We start from the raw sequence: 620 nt of genomic DNA, 5'->3' as shown, positions 1-620 counted from the left end.
CTTTCCTCCCACTATTTAGCCGTCTATATCGACGCCACCTTTATTTCCACCCGTAGGGACAGACAGGTGTCCGAGGAGGCCTGCTATCCCATTCTGGGGGTATTAGAAGACGGCAGCAGGGAGGTGCTCACGGTTGTCAATCATCCCACAGAAGGGGCTCTGTGCTGGAAAGACGAGCTTGAGGCCTTGAAGCAAAGAGGCGTCGAACAGATAGACTTAGTCGTTTCCGATGCATTGCAAGGAATAGAGAATGCCGTCTGTGCAGCCTTTCCAGGTGCCGCACACCAGTTCTGCGTGGCACACGTCAAGCGACAGATACTCAGCGGCGCATCACATAAAGACAAACCAGTAATGGCGCAGCAGCTCAGTGAGGTGTTCCAATTGGAGAACAACGAGATGAATTCCTTGCAGGGATACGAACAATTCATTACCTTTGTCGAGAAATGGGAAAGGAAATATCCTGCACTAAGAAAGTACAAGACCGAACGCAACTGTGCCTACTTCACGTATATGGACTTCCCGGCCCAAGTGCAGAGGTGCATATATACGACCAACTGGATTGAAAGGCTCAACAGGAAGTACAGGAGAACCATCCAAATGAGAACATCCATGCCATCAGA

At 50.2% G+C, this 620-nt stretch carries 1 protein-coding gene; it reads left to right on the top strand.

Annotation, left to right across the window (positions count from 1 at the left end):
* On the top strand, nt 1-620 hold a 620-nt coding region (locus tag E0E16_RS14175), incomplete at both ends, for an IS256 family transposase (RefSeq protein WP_255418098.1).

The organism is Prevotella rectalis, from assembly GCF_900607215.1.
Taxonomy (GTDB): Bacteria; Bacteroidota; Bacteroidia; order Bacteroidales; family Bacteroidaceae; genus Prevotella; species Prevotella brunnea.
Note: the sequence above shows the minus strand (reverse complement) of the source record. Positions and strands in the feature narration are given on the sequence as shown.